This is a genomic window from Jejubacter calystegiae (assembly GCF_005671395.1).
GTDB lineage: Bacteria > Pseudomonadota > Gammaproteobacteria > Enterobacterales > Enterobacteriaceae > Jejubacter > Jejubacter calystegiae.
Genome location: NZ_CP040428.1, coordinates 4,443,549 through 4,460,565, shown reverse-complemented (window position 1 = coordinate 4,460,565; position 17,017 = coordinate 4,443,549). Strand labels below are relative to the sequence as shown.

The following is a 17,017-nucleotide window of genomic DNA, read 5'->3' as shown; positions in this document are numbered from 1 at the left end:
CGGATAAATGATGAAATTTTCTCGTTTATTATCGCTACTGGCGTTACTGCTGGCGGCCAGCCTGCATGCAGAAAATAGGCACAAGGAGGTGCGTATCGCTTCGCCATGGCCGGCGCAAAACACCATCATCGCCATGTTGGGGTATGGCGATAACATCGTCGGAACGTCGATGGTTGCCAAAAAGATCCCCCTTTTTCGCCAGAGTCTGCCGCGCATTGAGGATGTGGCGGTGGTAAGCGTAAACAGCGGACATGAAATCAACCCTGAACAGATTATCGCGCTTGGGGTCGACATGCTTTTTGTGCCGCAAAATATGGTGGTACCCCGGCAGGATTTACTGAAACAGGCAGGAGTGCAGGTGCTGGCGTTCGAAGCGAACTCTCTGCGGGCGTTGACCCAACGCGTACAGCGAACAGCGGTGTTGCTGGGGCCAGATGCGCAGCGAAAAGCGCTCGACTATCAACGCTATTTTGACCGCAACATTGCCCTGGTGACCGGACGCCTCAAAGATCTTCCCGCTTCACAGCGCGTGTCGCTCTATCACAGTATGGGAAATCCGCTGACCACCACTGGCAGGCCATCGCTCAACCAGGACTGGATCGATCTGGCTGGTGGGAAAAATATTGCCGAAAACTGGTTTGGTGGGAATAAACAAAACCGCTCAGGTGAAGTGGCGCTGGAGAAAATTGTCACAGCCAACCCGGCGGTTATTGTCGCGATGAACAAGCGCGATGCTGATGCCATTTTGAGCTCTCCGCAGTGGGCAAGCGTGGACGCAGTCATTCATCATCACGTGTACGTCAATCCGAAAGGGATGTTCTGGTGGTGTCGCGAAACCAGTGAAGAGGCGCTGCAATTTCTGTGGCTGGCGAAAATGCTCTATCCCGGCCGCTTTGCCGATGTGGATATGCGTAAAGAGACACGTGAGTTTTATCAACAGTTCTTTGGCCTGACGTTAAGTGATGCGCAGGTGGGTGATGTGCTCAATCCACCACGCTAACCGAGAGTGAGAAAACCATGACTGTTATGGAAAGTACGTTGTCGGTAGAAAATCACTACCGACAGCTGTATCGCCAGCGGCTGGCGATACTGACGGTTATTTTTATCACTATTATCGCTTCGCTGCTGCTTGATTTTACGCTCGGTCCTTCGGGGCTCCCTATACATTCACTGGTGCAAACCTTGCTGCATCCGGCCCAGGCAGCTACTGGCATACGGGTTATCGTTTGGGATATCCGTTTACCCTATGCACTGATGGCATTACTGGTAGGAATGGCGCTGGGGTTAGCCGGAGCTGAGATGCAAACCATCCTGAACAACCCACTGGCCAGCCCGTTTACACTCGGCGTTTCCTCAGCGGCGGCCTTTGGTGCGGCGCTGGCGATTGTGCTGGGTATCGGTATTCCCGGCGTCCCGGAAAGCGGGTTTATTCCGGCTAATGCTTTTCTTTTTGCGCTTTTTTCCGCTCTGTTGCTCGACAGCCTGACCCGCTGGACATGCATGCCGACGTCGGGCATTTTGCTGTTTGGCATTGCGCTGGTCTTTACCTTCAACGCGCTGGTTTCCATCATGCAGTTTGTCGCCGATGAAGATACCTTGCAGGGCCTGGTGTTCTGGACGATGGGAAGCCTTGCCCGCGCCTCATGGGAGAAACTGGCGGTGCTGACTGCGGCGATGGCGATGGTTTTACCCTGGTCACTGCGTCGTGCCTGGCAGCTTACCGCGCTACGTCTTGGTGAAGAGCGGGCGATGAGCTTTGGTATTGATGTTCGTCGTTTACGCCTGGGATCACTGCTGCGCATCAGCCTGCTGGCAGCCCTTTCTGTTGCTTTTGTCGGGCCAGTTGGCTTTATCGGTCTGGTCGCACCGCATATTGCCCGCCTGCTGCTGGGGGAAGATCATCGCTTTTATTTGCCCGGAAGCATACTCACTGGTGGGTTGGTACTGTCGCTGGCTTCAGTGGCATCGAAGAACATTATCCCCGGCGTAATTTTACCGGTAGGGATCGTTACCTCGCTGGTAGGTGTGCCGTTCTTTTTGAGCACTGTGATGCGCCATCGGGGGAATATGTCATGAGCGGGCTGTCGATTAATGCACTGTGCGCCGGTTACGGCAAACGAAAGATTATTGATAATCTGACGATTTCTACGTTGTCACGCGGCGAGGTCACTGTACTGTTAGGCCCCAACGGCTGCGGTAAATCAACGCTACTGCGCGCGCTGGCAGGGTTAAATCGCGCCAGTGGCGAAGCCTGGCTGGACGAGGTGAATCTGTTATCGCTGCCGCTTGCCCGACGGGCTGAAAAAGTCGTATTTCTGCCGCAGTCGCTGCCGCAGGGCGTGCATCTGCAGGTGCTGGAGTCGGTGATTGTCGCCCAGCGCGCCTCTGGCGCAGAGCGAAACCAGGCGCGGGCGATAGCTCTGCTCGAAGAGTTAGGCATCGCCCATCTGGCAATGAACTATCTCGATAGACTGTCCGGTGGTCAGAAACAGCTGGTGGGACTCGCGCAGTCGCTTATTTGCCGCCCTTCTCTGCTATTGCTTGATGAGCCGCTGAGCGCACTGGATCTCAACTATCAGTTTCACGTGATGGACGTGGTGTCCCGCGAAACACGGATACGCGATATGGTCACGCTGGTGGTGGTTCATGATATCAATATCGCGCTGCGGCATGCTACCCAGGTCATCATGCTGAAAGAGGGTAGGCTTATTGACAGCGGAGACCCGCAAACGGTGATTAGCGCAGAAAGCTTTGCGCAGGTGTACGGCGTGCGCGGGAGGGTAGAACGTTGTTCGCAGGGAAAAGCGCTTGTGATTGTGGATGGTGTAATCGAAAAATAGTCGGGTTGAAGTGGTTTTAAGCCTCCGGGAAAGATCAATGGAAAAGAATGTACTGCAACATATAGACCGCCTTAACAGTATGATTTATAGACATCGTTTCACTATAACCCCTTACTATGAACAGGGGAGTTCAACAGCAGCTACATGATTTTAGTGGCTGGTTGCAGTTTTCCTGAGCTCCGGGGAGCACGCTGTCAGGCGATTCAGTGAGAACTGAGGATCTGAAAGGTTCCTGCCGTAGGGTTTGACGGCCGGGACGTGTCTACGGTACCACTGACGTGGCACGGGATACAGCGTTGCGCCAGCAGGCAGGAGATGGTTAGTGGGCGTGCGTTTCAGGGTAACGCTCTGTATTGATCTGGTCGATGGTTTAGTCAGTGATTATAAATTCGTGGTGGGGGCCGCCCTACGCGGTAGATAACTTTCTTTGAATTTCTCAGGCTCTCTAATGTTTGCAAACTTCCCGGCTGCATATGAACCTCGGGTATCCGTTATCACCTGAATAAATCCACATCAATTGAGTATACAAACGCTAATGTTCGTTGGAAGCCATGACGATCGCTGGCTTACCCCGCATGCGGGGTTAAGCTGCCGCGTGGCTGTGACGGGTACGGTCGGATGCTATGGCTGAGCGGCATGGTGGCGTATTGAAGGATAGGCGCTGGTTATTGTATTGGTCATTTTCCTTAATTTTTTTGAACCTTTAGTTGCTTGCAGATATTGACCGGCACAGAAAATCTTGTGAACCATTTGTTGTATGGTTGTTCAGGTATGCTTTGTCTCACTGAGTTTAGCCAGATATAGCCGGAGCAAACAGAACGATCGCCTGAGAATAAGGACGACAGAAAGAATAGTGATGAAGTTATATAAGAGACTGTTTCGTGAGGAAAATGGTTTAATGACAATTTAATGTTAAAAATGTTGCTTTATGGTTTGCTGTTATGAATGATATTTGTTTGCGGGGTTTTCTGTTTGTGAAGTGAGAAGAGGTCATCCTCGGCCAATGAAAGAAACCTGTCTCTTATTGATATATGGGTTCCTTCCATGGGGTGTAGTGAATGATATTGCACTTTTTGTTTTATTTGAGTTTTTGTTTTGGGTTCTTCTTTTTCCATCTCCATTAAAGTCTGTTTTTTTATTTTTATGTGGTTTATATGACTTTGGTGTTTTCCTTGCGGGTATGTTACCGGGATTGTTATCTTTATTCTTATAGTATAAGATTTATCTCACGCACATCTTTTGTGCGTGATTGTTTTTAATGGTAAGTTGTTATTTATTTGTTGCATGGTTTTGGGGTTTTGGAACGTTCGGTTAAGTTTTAACGCATATATATTATCCCGGTGCCGATATTCTGCTTCAGGAAGCTTTGTTCACCCGTATTTTGACCTTGTGGTTAAAAGGCTTCCTTATTGTTTATGGAAAACCCAGGGATGTTTGATAATGGATTATTAGGTTAAGGGACTGTCTTGTAATTGTTGTAGAGAGGGCTTCCCTCACTATATTGGAAATTATATGTTCAACGTAAAAAAAACGCTTCTTGCTGTATTTGTAGGCAGTAGCCTGATGATCTCTGGCACGACTTTCTCCGTGGCGTCTGAAATTTCTCCTATGAATGTTAATCCAGGCTCTGAAGCTGGTACTCAGGGAACCGGGGGAGTTGTAAATTTTATCGGTGAAATTACGGATGTGTCTTGTGATATTACTCCAGGGTCAAAAAGTCAGACAGTAGATTTAGGTAAATGGGCGGCATCCTATTTCCCGGATAACAAAGAGTCCACTCAGACACCTTTCCAGATTAGAGTGGAAAACTGCCCGGAATCCGTGAGCACTGTTGCGGTACTTTTCGATGGTGAAAAAGATGCTGCAGACGGTTCTCTGCTGGCTGTTACCGGCGGCGCGACCGGTGTCGGAGTGAAGCTGTATGAAGAAGATCGGAGCTCATCAATCAAGATTGGCTCCGTCTCTGAAGCCATGAATGTCACTCAGAGTGAAGATGGGGGAGAAGCCACCCTGACTTTCTACGCAGACTATCGTGCTGACGGACAACCTATTAGCGTAGGTCACGCGAATGCCGTATCTAACTTCGTGATGGTTTATAACTGATTTTCTGGCGGGGAATATCCCGCCAGTACCTTCCTTTTGATGCCGGAATCCTTATTATGAAAATATTCTCATCAAAAATCAGCACTGTACTGTCGGTCGCTATATTGCTGTTACTGAGTCCCTTTTCACGCGCTGGTGTGGTTATGGGGGGGACTCGCGTTATTTATCAGGAAGGAAAAAAGGAAGCTTCCATTTCGATCAATAATCAGGACTCATCCGCACCCTATCTCATTCAGAGCTGGCTGGAAAGTGCGGTATCCGGGGATAAACGGCCAGTGCCTTTTATCGTCACGCCACCTCTCTTTCGCCTGGATCCGGAAAAATCCAGCGTGTTGCGGATTAGTTATACCGGCGCCCCATTACCTGAAGATCGAGAGTCTGTATTCTGGCTGGATATTAAGTCTATTGCGCCCAGTAATCCTGATGGCGGCAACCAGCTACAGGTTAACATTAAGTCAAAATTCAAGCTCTTCTATCGCCCGTCAGGGCTGGATGGCAATCCGTTAGAGGCTTATAAAAAAGTGACTTTCCGCCGCCAGGGGAACCAGTTGATTGCCCATAATCCCACCCCTTATTTTGTCTCCTTTTATAAAGTGAGTATCGGTGGGCATGAGATAAAGAATCCAGGAATGATACCTCCAAAAGGTGATAGTCAGTGGGGGCTAAGCGGCGGTAGCACGGTTTCCTGGCAGGCAATTAATGATTTTGGTGGCGTCACAGAGGTAGCCAGGCAGGTCATATAACCCGCTATGTCCGCCTGATTCAGCTTTCTTAAAATATAAGTACAGTGATGATGTTTAAACAAAAACACCGTCAGGGAAGACGTCGTCCTTATTTCTTTTATTTACCCTCATGGGTTATCGGTACTCCTGGTTTGTTATTATTCATATGGCAGCCGCGTATGGTACTGGCAACCGACTATTTTGACCCTGCCGCTCTGGAACTCTCTTCGCAGCGACAGAGTGAGGTGGATCTCAGTTATTTTTCACGCGAGGGGGGACAGCAGCCTGGTACTTATAAGGTCAGTATATTTCTTAATCAACGACTGATTGATGAAAGAGACATCGACTTCGTTGCGGACCAGGCAGGGCTGGTGCCTGTTCTTACACAACGTCAACTGGCGGATATGGGCGTTAATATCCGCGCTTTTTCGTCGTTTAAGAAGTTGCGTGATGGGGAAACGATAACCCGGTTGGGTGATTTTATTCCGGATGCCACTGCCCGTTTCGATTTTTCACAGCAGCGTCTGGATATCAGTATTCCTCAGGCTGCAATGAAAACCCGATTGCATGGTTATGTTGATCCTTCTCTGTGGGATGACGGATTACCGGCGGCATTTATTAACTACAGCCTGAGTGGCTCCAGTATTCGAGCTCAGGGTACAGAGTTACATTCTGATTATCTGAATTTGCGTAATGGCATGAACATTGGCGCCTGGCGTCTGCGTAATATCAGTACCTGGCGTTACGATAAGTCAGGGCACTGGGATTCGCAAAGCACCTGGCTTCAGCGGGATATTCGACAGCTGAACAGTAAACTCAGGATGGGCGATTCCTATACTGACGGTGATATCTTCGACAGCATTCATTATCGGGGGATTCAGCTGTCGTCTGACGATAATATGTTACCGGAAAGTCAACGTGGATTTGCTCCTGTCATTCGGGGTGTTGCACACACTAACGCCCGTGTGACGATATTCCAACATGGTTATGTGATCTATGAAACGTATGTTGCGCCCGGAGCTTTTGAAATAAAGGATCTTTTTCCCACGGCACAAAGCGGCGATCTGGAAGTGTCCATCCAGGAAAGCAATGGTACCGTACGTAAATTTACCCAGCCTTATTCCGCTGTTCCCTTTATGCTGCGCAGGGGGGGAGTAAGATACAGCATTAATGTCGGGCGCTATCACTATGCCGGTAACGATGATGTGCGTACACCATTATTTGTCCAGTCGACGCTGTCTTATGGCATGCCTCTGGATTTAACATTGTACGGTGGAGTACAACTGGCTTCAGATTATCGTGCCGTTGCGCTGGGGCTCGGAAGAGGATTTGGTGAGTTCGGTTCGCTGGGCATAGATGCCACCTGGGCCAGCGCCATTACACCGGGAAACCGTCGTACTCGTGGTTCATCTGTGCGCGTCCAGTATCAGAAAGATTTTGCTGATGCAGGTACTTCTTTCAGCCTCGCCAGCTACCGTTACTCTTCGCAGAGTTTCTACACTTTTGATGAAGCGAATCAGAGAGACAGTCTGCAGGATACCCGGCGCCGTAGCCGTTCAGAGCTGGCCGTTTCTCAGTCAATGGGCTCTTTCGGCAGTTTGAGCGTTTCCGCTTATCTTCAGGATTACTGGCGCGTTCCGGGTCAGGAGCGTACGGTCCACATGGGCTATTATGGAAACTATAAAAGCATCTCATGGGGCGTCGGGTACTATTACATAGATTCATCGCGTTATGGCCGCGCCGATCGCAATGTCACCTTTAATATCAATATTCCCTTCAGCCTTTGGCAACCAGACAGCACGCTTGCCGTTAATTACAGCCTGAATATCGCACCGGGTAAGAAAACGTCGCAGCAGGCGACGTTGTATGGCGCGTTATCTGATGATAACAGTATGAATTATAACGTACTTCTTGGCCATGACAGCGAAGGCAGCAACACCAACTTTGGGATGGGACTGGACTATCACGGCAGTAAGGGCGATGTCAGTGCGGGATACAGTCAGGATAAATACAGCAAACGCCTGACCTATGGGCTTGCAGGGGGAATAGTGGCTCATCCATATGGCATTACGTTAAGTCAGCCGCTGGGGGATGCTTTTGCGCTGGTTCGAGTTCCCGGGGCGGCAAACGTGGAAGTCCGCAATGCCTCACATGTCATTACCGACAGCCGGGGGTATGCGATCGTGCCATCACTGACTGCTTACCGAAAAAATGCCATTGAACTGGATACGGAAACGTTAGGCAGCGATATTGATGTTGAGCTGGGAGAGCAACACGTGGTGCCGGATAGTGGGGCCGTGACACTGGCTGATTTCGCCACTCACCTGGGGCATAGGGTGCTGTTTACTCTGCGCTATCACGGGCAGGATGTCCCTTTCGGTGCTACAGCCTCCCTTACCGGAGCAGGAAATCATACTGATGCCGTCGTGGCAGACAAAGGCCTGCTTTACTTAAGCGGCGTCCCCGAACAGGGCGGCATTCATGTACAGTGGCGTGACAAAAACGGCAGTGTAGCCTGTAAGGCCAACTTCGATATTCGAGCCATCCTGGACCAGAAAGCGGCGGTAAAAACGACAGAGGCAGAGTGTCTGTAATTCTCCCGACAGGTTCATACAATGAATAATGTGATAAAGATTCTTAATCTACTGGCCATGCTGGCAGTATTGTATAGCAGTGCCTCTCAGGCCGCCCAGGAACAGTGCCGCAGTAATAGTCAGCTTGTTGTGCAGGTACATGATGTTAACTTTCTTCCCGGCGCCGGTGATGGAACGCCAGTTTCTGCTCAGATGCCTGTATCAGATAACCAAGTGTTTAGCTGTAGTAAGCAGAATGAGGCTGATACTTCCTGGAACTATAAGGAGATCGGCTTTCAGATTAATGCGAAACCTTCTGGTTTGACGACAACGATTTTTTCCGGTGTCAGCACGCCGATATACCAGATGGAAGGAACCCAGGGACTTGGCTTTGCCCTGGGATTCCGGGAGCCTGAATACTGCAGTGGTGATTACCGCGCCACCGAAGCCAGTAATAAACAACGCAGTCTTTGTTCGACGAACGATAATCCGGACATGAAATCCGCAACAGGATTCAGAATGCAGCCCTACGTGGTGTTTTTCAAGATTCCGTCCAGTGGCTCTCCTTTGCATGATGGCAATCAGCCCTCGACAGTAGGTCAAATGCTGGTCGGTAGCGCTTCAATGCGGGTCGGTGATAATGCCGACAACGCCCGGGAAGTTGAGGGGGCGCCACAGATTTATCTGTCGAGCCTTACGGTTAAATACGGAAGCTGTGCGGTCACTTCCGGTGATTCGTCGATCCAGGTTGATATGGGAAAAGTCAGTCGCAGTGAGTTTAAAGGTGTGGGGAGTTACGCTGGCGAGACGAAAAATTTCAGGATTCATCTTCTCTGTGAGAATAACGCATCCGTCAGAGTAGGATTTTTTGGTAATGCAACGGCGTCGGATCCTGATGCACTGGCACTAATCCGGCAGGAAGGAAGCGCCAGTGGAGTCGGTATCGCCCTTATGTATGGCGGTAACCTTCAGGTTCCGACAGGCCAACGGGTACCCCTGAATGCTCAGCCAGATTCGCTACCGGTCGTTGCGCAGGCTACTTCTACCGGGCAGGCCATGGATATGGAGTTCCAGGCCCGGTATATCCAGACAGATTCAGGTGTGTCAGCCGGGCGGGCGGACAGTATGGCCACGTTCAACATTATCTATAATTAGCGGCAATATCACGCAATTCTCCTGTCGGGTGCCGGGCTCTGCCGATATGGCCCTGATCCGGCACGGCGTAAAAATCTTGTCTACATTTACTTCCCGGGGACCGGTTCATTGGTTTGATGCTCCGGTCTTCATGCCAGGCCTGTATGACATACCGATCAACGGCGTGCTTCAGGCTAATGTGGCCTTCTGACCCTGACTCTTCTCCTGGTCTATTTATATGGACTTAAAGATGCAAGAGTGTTGCTGGAATGTTTTGGGTCTGGTCTTTAATTTCATGTAAGTATGAATGTTAATGCATATTATGACATTGCCGAACGAATTTTATCTTCAGTATTGTGGTTGTTTGTGGTAATTAATGAGTAAGGCGTTTTTTTAATTAACAGGCGTACAGGCAGGGATAGTCAGGCGTTATTTGTTTATTAATTTAATAAATCCCTCTTTTGGTTAATTGCCTGTTAGAACGTAGTTAATGAATGATGATAACTGCACACAGGCATGCTGATAAGGCTTACAGTATGCGAAAGCAAATTCTTCCTACCAGAGACGTTATTGCTTTGGGTTTTATGACCCTGGCATTGTTTCTCGGTGCTGGTAACATTATCTATCCGCCAATCGTTGGTCGGATGACCAACGAATATTATTTAATTGCTTCGATCGGGTTTAATATTTCTGGTGTGCTTCTTCCAATGCTGGCCGTCATTGTTCTGGCTGAAAAGAATGGCCATCCGCTGGAAGTTTGCGCGCCGATGGGGAAGTTTTGGGGGGCGGTGTTGGCTTCCAGTTTTTATTTATTCCTCGGCGTGTTCTTTGCCAGCCCTCGTACCGCTTCAGTGTCCTATGAAATGGGGGTGGTGAATTTTCTGGACGACACTCCGCTGCATCTGTGCATCTACAGCGGCGTTTTCTTTGCTGTTGTGTGGTTTCTGGGCCTGTATCCGGGCCGCCTGCTGAAAACCATTGGTTATGTACTGGCTCCACTGAAGCTACTGTGTCTGCTGTGCCTGGCCATTTTCGCCACCCGCTCACATGTAGCGCCGTTGTTGACTGCGACTTCTGATGAATCCGTGAAAGCCTTCTCCAATGGTTTCATGAACGGTTATCTGACCATGGATACACTCTCCGCACTGACCTTCGGCATGATTGTCGTCAACAGCATGAAGGTCAAAGGCGTGACTGAACGTGAGGACATCAGGTTCTATACCAGAACCACTGTGCTGTTCGCGGGTATCGGGCTTGTCGCCATCTATCTGTGTCTGATGAAGATTGGTGCTGGCTTCGGCCAGATGGGGAACTTTCAGAATGGAGCGCAGATATTGAGAGCTTTCATCGTGGAGAATATGGGCGTGGGCGGCACCATCTTCATGGCCGTGCTGATTTATCTGGCCTGCACTGTGACGGCGGTCGGCCTGACGTCGGCAACAGCAACATTGTTCAGTGAAATGTCAGGTATCAGTTATAAGATTTTACTGCCTGTAGTGGTTGTCGCGTCGTTCCTGATTGCTAATATCGGCCTGACCCGCCTTATCGGGATTTCCGTTCCTGCTCTGTCAGTAATTTGTCCTGCCTGCACGACACTTATTCTGTTGACCGTCCTGCGCTGGCCGGCTCACTCGATCGCGCTCCCGGTATGGGTAAGCATTGCGTTCAGCGCCTATGCTGCCGTTCTCAAACCTCTGGGTTTTACGGTTAACCTGATTGATAAGCTACCGTTCACCAGCGTATCGCTGGGCTGGGTCCTGCCGACAGCGCTGGTAGCGCTATTGCTACTGCTAAAAGACAAAACCTCAAGAAAAGTTGCTATCACCTCCCGTTAATAAGGTCGCAAGACATTATGAATTCAGTAACAACGACCAAAGATAGCATCACAACACGGTCGCGACTGGCGCTGGCGGGATAACATCTGGATGCCGGGGCAGCCCAACTATAGGGCAGGGGAGTCTACCGGGGGGGGCAGTCCTGGTGACCATATGGGGAATGCCTACTGGATAAAAAGAGTAGAGTACTTGATTGATCGCAAACGAACCTTCAAATACAGCCGTTTCCGATGACTTTAGCACCAGATTAATATTCGGATAGCCTGCTTTTTACAGCTTTTCTTCATTTCAGGAGACGGTCTGACAGACTGTCTCCTGATGAAGGCCGGCCACGTTATTCCTGCTACTGTGGTGTTACCCCGTTATCAGGAATCGCCTCCAGACAGTGATAAACCGCCAGCCCTAACTCCGTGGCAATACGCACATCGTTGTCGGCGCCATTAGATTCGCCCTCAATGCGGAATACCGCATCACAGCGGGTAATGAGCCGATGGGCGACGGGGTAAAGGAAAGATTCACTGATTTCATCGCCAATTTTTTTCGAGCCAGCGGCACTGGCAAGCGGGAAGGCCAGCCATTCGCCAATCATCGGTATATGCCCTTTCTGGTAGACAGCCAGTGCGGCCTGCTCCATACGCGAAAGATTTTCATGGATCCGCTTTTCGTCGCCGTGGGTTCCGCTTCGTACCGGCCCGGCTATCAGTATCAGCTTGCTGGTCATTTTTTATGCTCCTGGAAGTGATTCAGCGCCAGGTACTGAAGCAGCATGATGGTTTTGGCATCCATAATTTCACCGCTGGCGATGGCTTCAAGCGCGCGCTGAAAAGGCCACTCCAGCACTTCGATATCTTCGCCTTCTTCCGCCAGGCCGCCGCCGTTACCGGTGCGGTTATCATCGGTATATTCGGCGATAAAGAACCACAGCTTTTCGGTCACTGAGCCTGGGCTCATAAAGGCGCTAAAAATGTGTTCAATTTGGGTAATGCGGAATCCGGTCTCTTCCTGCGCTTCAGCAATAATGCGTTCCTGCGGCGAGGCGTTATCCAGTAAACCCGCCGCCGCCTCAATTAAAAATCCGGGATGTCCGTTAAGATAAACCGGCATTCTGAACTGACGGGTCAAAACCACGGTCTGCTTACTACGGTTGTAGAGCAGAACGACGGCCCCATTTCCCCGGTCGTAGGCTTCGCGGCTTTGCTGCTGCCAGCTGCCGTCTCTTCTGCGCAGTTCAAAGGTATATTTATTCAGGGTATACCAGTCGTTGGAAAGCAATTCGCAGCGGATATTCCTGATGGGCGACCCGGTAGTGTTCATTCGTTCTCTCCTGATGATGACAGCGGATACGCTATCATGCATAATCGTGAACGATCAAGGATAAACATGCAGGTGAAATAATGTTAGCCAGCCAAAGAAAACAGCGCATCCTGGAGATACTGGACAGAGACAAGCAGGTACATTCCACGGCACTAAGCCAGTTGTTTAAGGTCTCTGAGGACTCGATTCGTCGGGATTTAAGGGAGTTAGCCTCCGCTGGATTGTTACAGCGCGTGCACGGCGGCGCGTTGCCGGTTTCTGCCGCTATTGCGCCTTACGAAGTAAGAAAAAGCGTGCAAACAGACGCAAAAAGGAGCATCGCCCGCAAGGGGGCTGCATTGATCAACCCGGGCCAGGTAGTGATCATCGACGGCGGTACTACCACCAGCGAAATGATCAAACTGCTGCCGCAGGATATGCCTTTTACCGTGGTAACCCATAGCCCCGGCATTGCCGTTGGGCTGATTGATTATCCGGCCATCGAGGTCATTCTGCTTGGCGGTACGCTGTTTAAACACTCGGTCGTGACGACCGGCATGACCATGGCCGAAGCCGCGGCCAGAATTAATGCCGATCTCTTTTTTATGGGGGTAACGGGCGTGCACCACGGCGCCGGATTTACCACCGGCAGTTATGAAGAGGCGGGCGTAAAGCGGTTACTGAGCGAAAGAGCTTCCGAAACTATCGTCATGGCGTCCCATGAAAAAATCGATGCTGCCTCCGCTTTTGCGATTGGCGATCTGAGCCTTGCCAGTACGTTGATTGTAGAAGGGGTATTGGGGGAACCGCTGATAGCGGCGCTACATCGCAACGGGGTGTCGGTGATGGACTAGCGGTTTTGCGCGACCATTTTCACTCCGTTTAACTAAAATTGGCCACCGCGTTAGCGTTTTTCCATTATCGATTTTCCGATTCGTGGGGGGCCGCCGTTATATTCGTGTGACCTGAGTGCGTTGTCATATCCAACGATATAGTCTGTTATTGCATGGGCAGCATCACTGAAGCTATGTACCTGTTACTGGCCCCACTCATTATTTAGGCCCCTGAAGAATCGCTCTATCGGGCGATTATCCCAGTATTTTCCACATCGATTCATTCTCTGGCGCATGCTAACTGATGGTAAGCATCGGGATTTGTCCCAATGGAGCTCCTGACTCGATGCAGATCTGATGAGTATGATTACACTCACATTAATGATATCATTATATTGTTATAACAATAGTGGAGATAACAACACAGGACATCCGAATGAACAATAACCTTGTTGCTGACACTATTGTGAAGCACTGCGGTGGATCGGGAAATCTGCTCCACGTAACGAACTGTATGACGCGTGTGCGTATGACGATTGCCGATATCTCGAAAGTCGATATGCAGGCACTGAAAGCGATTGATGGCGTTTTAGGCGTGGTTGAGGATGATACCCTGCAGGTCATTGTCGGTCCCGGAAAGTCATCGAAAGTGGCCTCTCTTATCAATGAGTTGATGAAAGACTCCGCCGTTGACACTTCTGTCAGTGACGTTGAGCAGAAAGCCAAAATGGCGCGAGAGAAGGCCAAAAAGCAAACTCCCGTCAAAAAAGTCCTGAAGCATATCGCCAATATATTTGTACCTATTCTGCCACCGTTGATTGCCGCCGGGATTTTGATGGGTATCAATAATGTCCTGGTTAATTCTGCGGCTTCTTTTGCGCTGACCCATCAGGTAGCGGCTGTTGGGGATTTATCACCAGCACAGGTGGTGCTGGAACAACGCCACCTGTTAGGTATCAGTGAGTTTCTCGGGCTGGTGTCGAAAGCGCTGTTCAGTTTTCTGGCTATCTATACCGGGGTGACTTCAGCCAAAGAATTTGATGGGACACTGGTAATGGGCGGGCTTCTGGGAGCCGTTACTATCGCCCCTCAGTTGCCTCAACTGGGATTACTCCCCGGGCAGGGAGGATTGATCGGTGTCATCTTTGCGGTCTGGCTAATGTGCTGGCTTGAGAAACAGGTGCGCCGCTTCATTCCCGACGTTCTGGACGTGGTGATGACGCCAACTATTGTACTGACCATCATGGCTGCAATATTACTTTTCGCTATTATGCCGGTTGCAGGAATTCTGTCAGACGCCATTCTACACGCTATGAATGGACTGCTGACCACTGGCGGAGTTGCCGCAGGTTTTGTACTGGCAGCTTTATTCCCGTTTCTGATCTCACTGGGTCTGCACCATGGTCTGTTTCCGATACATCTGGAAATGATCAACGTTACCGGGCATGCGCCATTATTTGCCATTCAGATTATGTCTAACGCCGGGATGGTTGGGGCCGCGACCGCTGTACTGTTACTGACCCGCGATCCTGTGATGAAGAAAATCGCCCGGGGAGCTATTCCGACATCCATTCTTGCGGTGGGTGAGCCCACTATCTTCGGGGTTAACATTCCCGCAGGTTTTGCCTTTATTACAGGCTCTATTGGCGCTGGTTTTGGCGGAATGATGATTGTGCTGCTGGGCGTCACGACTAATGGAGTTGGGGCTGCCGGGTTATCAGCGCTTCCGCTTATTGCAGACGGAAAATACCTGCAGTATATCCTTGCCTGGCTTGTTGGGTGCCTGGCCGCTTTTGTACTGACTTATGCCACCGGAAAGATCCGCGGTTATGGTAAAAAAACGGTGGTGGTCTGAGTCAGTATTAACCGGAATAACGGAGACAAAGTATGAAAGCCATTATGCTGATGTTCGATTCACTCAATAAGCATATGTTGTCGGCTTACGGCTGTGATGAGACCATCACGCCCAATTTTCAACGGCTGAAAAAGAAAACCGTTCGCTTTAACAATTTTTATGTCGGCAGTATGCCCTGCATGCCAGCCCGGCGTGAAATTCATACCGGACGTTACAATTTTCTGCATCGCTCCTGGTCGCCGCTGGAGCCGTTTGATGATTCCATGCCGGAGATCCTGAAAAAACACGGGATCCATACTCACCTTGTCACAGACCATAAGCATTACTGGCGCGACGGTGGCGCAACCTACCATTCCCGTTATAACACCTATGAGTTCATTCGTGGTCAGGAAGGGGATGCATGGAAGGGTGTGGTTGATAAACCAGAATATCGGTATGAGTCCGGGGAGCCGGAGGAAATCAAACAGCGCCGTATCACCAGCCGTACACAGCACCAGATTAACGTGCAGTTCATGCAAAATGAGGAAGACCATCATCTGGCACGCACCATTAACAGCGGCCTTGAGTTTATTCACACCAACCAGGCTGCCGATAACTGGTTCCTGCAACTGGAGTGTTTTGATCCTCACGAACCTTTCTTTGTACCTGAAAAGTATCTGAAAATGTATGGTATTGACGATCCCGCTACTTTTGATGGCTGGCCGCCTTACTACTTCGTCACAGAAGATGATGCGCGCAAAAGCGTTATTCAGAAATACTACAAAGCTCTGCTGACGATGGTGGATGAGTATGTGGGCAGGGTGCTCGATTATATGGATAAGTACGATCTGTGGAAGGATACGATGCTTATCGTCAACACCGACCATGGCTTTCTTCTTGGCGAGCATGACTGGTGGGGGAAAAATATCATGCCGCTATATAATGAAGTGGCCTGTATCCCCTTTTTCATCTGGCACCCTGAGTGTGGCGGCGCAGGAGAGTCCCGGGATGCTCTGGCGCAGACCATCGATATCCCGGCCACTCTGTTGGACTTCTTCGGACTGGACAAGCCCGCGGATATGCAGGGTGTTTCACTGAAACCAGCTATTGCCAGTGACACTCAGGTGCGTGAATATGCCCTGTTTGGCTACCATGGTTGCCATATCAATATTACCGACGGGCGCTATGTGTATATGCGCGCCCCCGTCGAGCGTGATATCGATGAACTGTACGAATATACGCTGATGCCTACCCGTATTAATCGCAGGTTCACTCCTGGTGAGCTACAGGGGCTGACTCTTCATCCTGGTTTCAGTTTTACCAAAGGCTGCCCGGTGATGAAAATTCCGGCTGAATCTGTTATGACGCGTGTTGCAGACCGTTTCGGTCATCGGTTATACGATTTGGTGAGTTCTGCAAAGCAGGAGTGTCAGTGTCGCGATATGAGTGTGGCAAAACGGCTTCTGGCTTCAATGGAGCAGGGAATGCGGGCCAGTGATGCTCCGGAAGAATTGTGGGATCGCTATGGATTGACGGATCCGCAAACGCCTCTTCTTGGACTTGATCCCTCCCTGGTTCCTGAGTTCAGTGATAGTGCGCCTGATGTTCGTTATGGGCTGTTGTGTCTGCAACAGCATCTGGAAAATAGTGGGCAGGGTGATGTCGTGAGCCGATTGCAGGCGTCTGAAACATCGGCCTGGAGCCGGGATGATCTGTGGCAGTTTGTTCTGGATGAAGTTCCCGCTGAACAGCATCAGGCTGTGTTCTACAAAATGGCTTTAGAGATGCGGCTAAATTAATGTAGTACACCCCGGCTACGACTGGGTGTACCAGGTTAAGGACAGTTTTTG

General features: G+C 50.2%; 13 protein-coding genes and 1 pseudogene. 11 read left to right on the top strand and 3 right to left on the bottom strand.

Features of this window, described 5'->3' with window-relative positions:
• Nucleotides 1-10 precede the first annotated feature (10 nt).
• From FEM41_RS20875 to brnQ, 8 genes are all read left to right on the top strand, one after another.
• Complete coding sequence (locus tag FEM41_RS20875; RefSeq protein WP_138099284.1) at nt 11-1,000, top strand: ABC transporter substrate-binding protein; 990 nt, start codon at nt 11-13, stop codon at nt 998-1,000.
• A 17-nt stretch (nt 1,001-1,017) separates the two neighbouring features.
• On the top strand, nt 1,018-2,076 hold the full coding sequence (locus tag FEM41_RS20870) for a FecCD family ABC transporter permease (RefSeq protein ID WP_138098085.1): 1,059 nt from the start codon (nt 1,018-1,020) through the stop codon (nt 2,074-2,076).
• On the top strand, nt 2,073-2,840 hold the full coding sequence (locus FEM41_RS20865) for an ABC transporter ATP-binding protein (RefSeq protein ID WP_138098084.1): 768 nt from the start codon (nt 2,073-2,075) through the stop codon (nt 2,838-2,840). Before FEM41_RS20870 ends, FEM41_RS20865 begins: the two co-directional genes overlap by 4 nt.
• 1,512 nt (nt 2,841-4,352) lie before the next feature.
• Nucleotides 4,353-4,943 carry a fimbrial protein gene (locus tag FEM41_RS20860; protein ID WP_138098083.1) on the top strand — a complete coding sequence of 197 codons (591 nt, stop codon included), beginning with the start codon at nt 4,353-4,355 and terminating at the stop codon, nt 4,941-4,943.
• Between the two features lie 56 nt (nt 4,944-4,999).
• Nucleotides 5,000-5,686: a fimbrial biogenesis chaperone gene (locus FEM41_RS20855; RefSeq protein WP_196240469.1), complete on the top strand. Its 687-nt coding sequence runs from the start codon at nt 5,000-5,002 to the stop codon at nt 5,684-5,686.
• 47 nt (nt 5,687-5,733) lie between these two features.
• Complete coding sequence (locus FEM41_RS20850) at nt 5,734-8,259, top strand: fimbria/pilus outer membrane usher protein (protein WP_241666539.1); 2,526 nt, start codon at nt 5,734-5,736, stop codon at nt 8,257-8,259.
• A gap of 21 nt (nt 8,260-8,280) precedes the next feature.
• On the top strand, nt 8,281-9,393 hold the full coding sequence (locus FEM41_RS20845) for a fimbrial protein (protein WP_138098082.1): 1,113 nt from the start codon (nt 8,281-8,283) through the stop codon (nt 9,391-9,393).
• 515 nt (nt 9,394-9,908) lie between these two features.
• On the top strand, nt 9,909-11,207 hold the full coding sequence (gene brnQ, locus FEM41_RS20840) for a branched-chain amino acid transport system II carrier protein (RefSeq protein ID WP_168198838.1): 1,299 nt from the start codon (nt 9,909-9,911) through the stop codon (nt 11,205-11,207).
• Between the two features lie 343 nt (nt 11,208-11,550).
• On the opposite strand, the gene FEM41_RS20835 is transcribed toward brnQ, so the two are convergent.
• Both FEM41_RS20835 and FEM41_RS20830 read right to left on the bottom strand, forming a co-directional pair.
• Entirely contained in the window at nt 11,551-11,928 is a 378-nt protein-coding gene (locus FEM41_RS20835) for an NUDIX hydrolase (RefSeq protein ID WP_138098080.1), read from the bottom strand.
• Complete coding sequence (locus tag FEM41_RS20830; protein WP_138098079.1) at nt 11,925-12,521, bottom strand: NUDIX domain-containing protein; 597 nt, start codon at nt 12,519-12,521, stop codon at nt 11,925-11,927. Before FEM41_RS20830 ends, FEM41_RS20835 begins: the two co-directional genes overlap by 4 nt.
• A gap of 80 nt (nt 12,522-12,601) precedes the next feature.
• Here FEM41_RS20830 and FEM41_RS20825 point away from each other — a divergent pair, with 80 nt between their 5' ends.
• On the top strand, nt 12,602-13,354 hold the full coding sequence (locus FEM41_RS20825) for a DeoR/GlpR family DNA-binding transcription regulator (RefSeq protein ID WP_138098078.1): 753 nt from the start codon (nt 12,602-12,604) through the stop codon (nt 13,352-13,354).
• Nucleotides 13,355-13,418: 64 nt separating this feature from the next.
• Here FEM41_RS20825 and FEM41_RS20820 read toward each other — a convergent pair.
• A pseudogene (locus FEM41_RS20820) lies at nt 13,419-13,629 on the bottom strand (IS3 family transposase); the annotation flags it as partial.
• A gap of 140 nt (nt 13,630-13,769) precedes the next feature.
• Between FEM41_RS20820 and FEM41_RS20815 the strand changes: the two are divergent.
• Together FEM41_RS20815 and FEM41_RS20810 are read left to right on the top strand one after the other, a co-directional pair.
• Entirely contained in the window at nt 13,770-15,188 is a 1,419-nt protein-coding gene (locus FEM41_RS20815; RefSeq protein ID WP_138098077.1) for a PTS transporter subunit EIIC, read from the top strand.
• A 32-nt stretch (nt 15,189-15,220) separates the two neighbouring features.
• Complete coding sequence (locus FEM41_RS20810; protein WP_138098076.1) at nt 15,221-16,966, top strand: sulfatase; 1,746 nt, start codon at nt 15,221-15,223, stop codon at nt 16,964-16,966.
• Nucleotides 16,967-17,017: the final 51 nt, after the last annotated feature.

What these genes read in the sequence shown, in the direction of transcription:
- FEM41_RS20875 (WP_138099284.1), top strand. Translation starts at nt 11, where the DNA reads ATGAAATTTTCTCGTTTATTATCGCTACTGGCGTTACTGCTGGCGGCC.
- FEM41_RS20870 (WP_138098085.1), top strand. Translation starts at nt 1,018, where the DNA reads ATGACTGTTATGGAAAGTACGTTGTCGGTAGAAAATCACTACCGACAG.
- FEM41_RS20865 (WP_138098084.1), top strand. Translation starts at nt 2,073, where the DNA reads ATGAGCGGGCTGTCGATTAATGCACTGTGCGCCGGTTACGGCAAACGA.
- FEM41_RS20860 (WP_138098083.1), top strand. Translation starts at nt 4,353, where the DNA reads ATGTTCAACGTAAAAAAAACGCTTCTTGCTGTATTTGTAGGCAGTAGC.
- FEM41_RS20855 (WP_196240469.1), top strand. Translation starts at nt 5,000, where the DNA reads ATGAAAATATTCTCATCAAAAATCAGCACTGTACTGTCGGTCGCTATA.
- FEM41_RS20850 (WP_241666539.1), top strand. Translation starts at nt 5,734, where the DNA reads ATGATGTTTAAACAAAAACACCGTCAGGGAAGACGTCGTCCTTATTTC.
- FEM41_RS20845 (WP_138098082.1), top strand. Translation starts at nt 8,281, where the DNA reads ATGAATAATGTGATAAAGATTCTTAATCTACTGGCCATGCTGGCAGTA.
- brnQ (WP_168198838.1), top strand. Translation starts at nt 9,909, where the DNA reads ATGCGAAAGCAAATTCTTCCTACCAGAGACGTTATTGCTTTGGGTTTT.
- FEM41_RS20835 (WP_138098080.1), bottom strand. Translation starts at nt 11,928, where the DNA reads ATGACCAGCAAGCTGATACTGATAGCCGGGCCGGTACGAAGCGGAACC.
- FEM41_RS20830 (WP_138098079.1), bottom strand. Translation starts at nt 12,521, where the DNA reads ATGAACACTACCGGGTCGCCCATCAGGAATATCCGCTGCGAATTGCTT.
- FEM41_RS20825 (WP_138098078.1), top strand. Translation starts at nt 12,602, where the DNA reads ATGTTAGCCAGCCAAAGAAAACAGCGCATCCTGGAGATACTGGACAGA.
- FEM41_RS20815 (WP_138098077.1), top strand. Translation starts at nt 13,770, where the DNA reads ATGAACAATAACCTTGTTGCTGACACTATTGTGAAGCACTGCGGTGGA.
- FEM41_RS20810 (WP_138098076.1), top strand. Translation starts at nt 15,221, where the DNA reads ATGAAAGCCATTATGCTGATGTTCGATTCACTCAATAAGCATATGTTG.